Here is a 5168-nt window from a genome sequence, read left to right as displayed (position 1 = left end):
CAGCGCGGCCGTGACGAAGCGGTTCAGGTGCAGCGGCCACAGCGCGTACAGCACGCTGAGGTGGATCAGGTACACGGTGTAGCTGACGGTGCCCACGTAGACGAGCATCGGATTCGTCAGCACGCGCTGCACGATGCCGCGGCCGCGCAGGGCGATCACGACGATCGACGTGCACAGCAGCAGCGAGATGCTGTAGAGCGCGGCATTCGACAGCGGCGTGTTCGCGGCGCGAAAGCGCGGGAACGACAGGTGCAGCCAGCCGAGGATCGCGAGCGACACGAGCGCGCCGACGATCGCGAGCGGGTAGAACGGCTCCAGCGCGCGCCGGTCGCGGCGCAGCACGATCGCGAGCAGCGCGCCCGCGGCGAGCAGGTCCATCCGGAACGGCGTCAGGTAGTAGATCGGCCAGAACGAGTCGAACCACGGCGTCGCGATCGCGCGCAGCACGGGCGCGGCGACGATCAGCGCGGCGGCGATCCACAGCAGCGCGCGCTCCGAACACCACAGCACGACGAACGGCCAGAAGATATAGAACTGCTCCTCGACCGCGAGCGACCACAGCACGTTCAGGCTGTCATGGCCGATGCTGCCGAGCGACAGCCCGATATTGGTCGAGAAGAACGCGAACCACGGCCAGTGCGGCAGCCAGCTCGCACCGAACAGGAGCGTCGACACCACCAGCAGCAGCACGTACGGCGGCAGGATGCGACGCACGCGGCGTGCGTAGAAGTGGCTGAAGTACGACTGCCCGCGCGCCTTGCGATCGAGCAGGATGCCGGTGATCAGCAGTCCGCTCAGCACGAAGAACAGGTCGACCCCCATCCAGAGCGGCGCCTTCAGCGCGTGCTGCAGGAACACGGCGCCCACCGCGATCGCGCGCAGCCCGTCGAGCTGCACGATGCGGCCGTGTTGCGGCGGGGTGAGGTCCGCGGGTCGCGAGATGCCCGTCATCGCGCCGCTCCTTCGCGACGCCCGGCGTGAGCCGGGGCGTGTCGCACATCCGATGCGTAAACGTGAACGTAATGCATGCCATTAAATGAAATATCGAATCGAAATCGATTCTAGGGAAAAGAAATCGGCAAAAAAACGCGCATCATTTATCTGAAGGAAAAGATTCAAATGCCGATTATTCCGGTCGCGAAATGAAAGGTTGCGGCCCGGGTAGCCCCGGCAGGCGGCGCGAAGCGGCATTTTCTACGGGCTGGAAAGTGAAAAGCGGTCGTTATTGCCGTTTTCGAGTGCCTTTTCGTACCTGTTCCGGTTCGATATTTCAGTCGGAAACATCCCCAAATATTTCCAAATTTCTTGTGATTATTTTTGCTTGTAACCTGCATCGCGACGTTTGAAACCCATTTAGCGACAGGACGGTCGGGCGGCCATGCGCCGCGGTCCCGGTCGCTTTCGCATCGAGTCTGGAGAAGCGCATTGCGACGTCTGATTCTGGTAGGCATGACGGTAGGTGCGGCGCTGCTGGCGAGCGCCGCACCGGCCGAAACGGTGTTGCCCGCGACGACGTCGTGGATCGGCAACACGTTCGGCTATGGCGACGGCAGCTGGACGCAGATCGACATCCGCGCGATCGCGGTGACGCCTGACGGCAAGGTGTATACGAATGCGCCGTGGGACGAGAGCGGGGCCGAGGCGAGCGTCTACCAGGACGGGAAGATGCTCGGCTTCGCCGGCGGCACGCACGGCTGGGGCAACCTCGGCGGCAGCGCGATCGCCGTGAACAGCAAATACGTGTACGTCGCGATCGGGGTCGGCAACGAGCGCGGCCACCTGCAGTCGCCCGGCATCTGGCCGGACAAGGGCAAGCAGTGGTTCGGCATTTCGCGCCGCACGATCGGCGACATGAAGCAGCCCGCGCCATTCCGCGCGGCGCCGCAGGTGGCACCCGGCGGACGTGCCGATGCCGGCCGCGCGCGGATGGCCGCGAGCTTCATGATGATGAACGAGGTAGCGGCGCCCGCGCGCTCGGAAGTGGGCGAGCAGAAGGCGGAAGTCGGCGGCCTCGCGGCCGACGACAAGACGCTGTTCGCGACGAACCCGTCGCGCGACGCGGTGGACGTGTACGACGCGGAGACGATGCAGCAGAAGGGCACGTGGAGCGTGCATGAGCCGGGCCGCATCACGCTCGCGGGCGACGGCACGCTGTGGCTGCTCACGGACACGATCAACGGGCCCGCGCACCTGGTGCACGTGCGCGCGGATGGCCGCACGCTCGACGACGCGCCCGCGCTGCCGGAAGGCACCGACGCGGTGGACGTGGCCGTCGACGCGAAAGGCCGCGTGCTGATCGCGGACAACGGGCCGCGCCAGCAGATCCTGATCTTCTCGAAAGGCGGCAAGGGTTATGCGCAGTCGGGCACGCTCGGCGAGCGCGGCGGCATTTTCGCGGGCCCGGTGCCGGGCCGGCCGGGGCCGCAGCGTTTCAACGGGCTGACGGGCGTCGGCGTCGACCGTGCGGGCAATATCTATGTGTCGATGAACGGCATCGGGCCGCGTCACGGCACGATCGGCGCAGGGCTCGGCGCGGTGCTCGACAGCTACACGCCGGACGGCAAGCCACGCTGGCAGGTGCAGGGGCTGCTGTTCGTCGATGGTGCATGGCTCGACCCGGCGCGGCCGAACAGCGTGTACACGGGCAACAAGCGCTTCGAGCTCGACCTGTCGAAGCCGCCGGGCCAGGACTGGAAATACGTCGGCTTCCTGTCGAACCGCTTCAAGTATCCGGACGACCCGGTGTTCCATACGGACCAGTGGCCCGGCATGCCGATCGCGCGTCGCCTCGACGGCCGCACGTTCCTGTACCTGACCGACATGTACGCCGATCACCTGAAGATCTACCGCTTCGACGCGAAGCGCGACGGCGAAGTCGCGATTCCGTCCGGCCTGATCGCGGGCCGTGCGCGGCCGGTCGACAACGTGCCGAACAAGCCGCCGGGCGGCGACTGGCTGTGGCGCGATGCGAACGGCAACGGCCGGCTGGATGCCGACGAGTTCACGATCAACACGACCGGCAAGGCGAAGGCGGGCGGCTGGGGCTGGTGGGTCGACACGAAGGGCGACATCTGGCGCACCAGCGACGTGCGCGGGATCCACCGCTTCCAGTACGGCGGCGTCGACAAGGCCGGCAACCCGATCTACTCGTACGACAAGGTCACGACCTACCCGATGCCGCAGCCGTTCACGCAACTGCGCCGCTCGATCTACGACGCGCAGACGGACACGCTGTACGTGACCGGCTACACGGCCGACGCACCGCCGGCGCCGGGCATCAACAAGGAAGTGGGCCGCGTGCTGATCCGCTTCGACAAATGGTCGACGGGCTCGCCGGTCGTGCGCTACCAGGTCGCGCTGCCGTGGCAGCTCGACGCGAAGCCGATCTTCGACCTGATCGGGCTCACGGCCGAGGGCCGCTACCTGTTCGGGGTGGAGCCGGTCGGCAAGATCCACGTGTACGACAAGGAAACCGGCAAGGAAGTGGGCGTGATGAGCCCGGGCACCGAGGTCGGCAAGGCATCCGGCTGGGTCGACGTGCCCTTCGGCATCAGCGCATTCCGGCGCGAGAACGGCGAATACCTCGTGTTCGTCGAGGAAGACGCGCGCGGCAAGGTGCTGATGTATCGCTGGAAACCGTGACGAGCGACGTCACACAAGGCAGAAGCATGGACAAAGGCATACTCAAGAACGTTTCGATCAACTTCATCGGGCTGATCCTGCCGACCTTCGTGTCGCTGGTGACGGTGCCCGCCTATATCCACGCGCTCGGCGTCGAGCGCTATGGCGTCGTCAGCCTCGTGTGGACGCTGATCGGCTATTTCGGGATCCTCGATCTCGGGATGAGCATGGCCGCGCAGAACCACATCTCGAAGGCGCTCGCGAGCGGCAACGCCGACGAAAGCGCACGCGTGTTCTGGAGCGCGTTCTGGCTGAACCTCGGCACCGGCATCGTGGGCGGGCTGCTGATCTATTTCGGCGCGTTCATCTACACCGCGTACTTCACGAAGGTATCGGCGGCGATGCAGCACGAGGTGTATCTCGCGCTGCCGTGGCTCGCGCTCGCGATTCCGCTGGCGAACGTGTCGTGGGTGTTCGCCGGCGCGATCAACGGCGCCGAACGCTTCGGCGTGTTCAACACGAACCAGACGATCGGCACGTTCCTGTTCCAGCTGCTGCCGCTCGCCGCCGCGTGGTGGATCGCGCCGAACCTGCAGACGGTGCTCGCCGCGGCGGTCGTCGCGCGCCTGGTCGCGGCGGTGATGCTCGGCCACGCCAGCATCAAGGTGCTCGGGATCCGGCGCATCGATCCGCCGCAGTGGGGCACCGCGAAAGGGCTGTTCAACTTCGGCGGCTGGATGCTGATCGCGAGCACGACGAGCATGATCGCCGACACGCTCGACCGCGTGATGCTCGGCGCCGGCATGGGCGCGAAGTTCGTCACTTACTACACGGTGCCGCAGAACCTCGTCACGCGCCTGAACATGCTGCCGAATGCGCTCGTGCGCACGTTGTTCCCGCGCCTGTCAGCCGTCGGTCGAGACCACGCGGACACGCTCGCGCGCCAGTCGCTCGAATTCCTGAACGGCGTGTTCACGCCGGTCGGCATCGTCGCGATCTTCGCGCTCGCGCCGTTCCTCACGTTGTGGGTCGGCTCGGATCTCGCCGCGCATTCGGCGCCGGTCGGCCGCGTGCTGGTGATCAGCGTGTGGCTCGTCGGCCAGGCGAGCGTCACGCGGATCCTGATCCAGTCGCAGGTCAACCCGGCCCGCGCGGCGTTCGCCGGGCTCGTCGAGATGCCGTTCTTCGTCGGCGGCCTGTGGTACGGCATCCATCACTTCGGGCTGATCGGCGCGGCGGTGGTTGTCGCGACGCGCGCGCTCGTCGACTACGGCGTGCTGCTGTACCTGTCGGCAATCCGGATGCGCGCAATCGTGCTCGACATGCTCGCGCACCTCGCGTTCCTGCTGGCGAGCCTGTTTCTGGCGCAGGCGTGGCCGGGGCTCGGTGAGTCGATCGGGATGTGCGCGGTCGTGGTGCTGCTGAACGTTGCGTGGTCGCTCACGATGACGCCGGGGCTGCGCGCGCTCGTGCGCGACCTGTTTGTCCGTCTCAATGCGAGGAAAACCGTATGAATCGCGATCTGGCGGAACACGCCGTATTGAATC

The 5168-nt window shown here is 66.4% G+C and carries 3 protein-coding genes; 2 read left to right on the top strand and 1 reads right to left on the bottom strand.

From position 1 onward, the window contains the following. The coding region (locus JYJ84_RS27860; RefSeq protein WP_205189721.1) for an acyltransferase at positions 1-951 on the bottom strand (951 nt) is incomplete at its 3' end. Between the two features lie 498 nt (positions 952-1449). Between JYJ84_RS27860 and JYJ84_RS27855 the strand changes: the two genes are divergently transcribed. Continuing rightward, positions 1450-3642: a hypothetical protein gene (locus tag JYJ84_RS27855; protein ID WP_175222925.1), complete on the top strand. Its 2193-nt coding sequence runs from the start codon at positions 1450-1452 to the stop codon at positions 3640-3642. Between the two features lie 26 nt (positions 3643-3668). Continuing rightward, on the top strand, positions 3669-5135 hold the full coding sequence (locus JYJ84_RS27850) for a flippase (RefSeq protein ID WP_122949743.1): 1467 nt from the start codon (positions 3669-3671) through the stop codon (positions 5133-5135). Positions 5136-5168: the final 33 nt, after the last annotated feature.

The sequence above is a fragment of the Burkholderia sp. LMG 13014 genome (assembly GCF_905232215.1).
Classification (GTDB): Bacteria; Pseudomonadota; Gammaproteobacteria; order Burkholderiales; family Burkholderiaceae; genus Burkholderia.
The sequence above is the reverse complement of the archived record's forward strand: the minus strand, read 5'-3'. Positions and strand labels throughout refer to the sequence as shown.

What these genes read in the sequence shown, in the direction of transcription:
- JYJ84_RS27855 (WP_175222925.1), top strand. Translation starts at nt 1,450, where the DNA reads ATGACGGTAGGTGCGGCGCTGCTGGCGAGCGCCGCACCGGCCGAAACG.
- JYJ84_RS27850 (WP_122949743.1), top strand. Translation starts at nt 3,669, where the DNA reads ATGGACAAAGGCATACTCAAGAACGTTTCGATCAACTTCATCGGGCTG.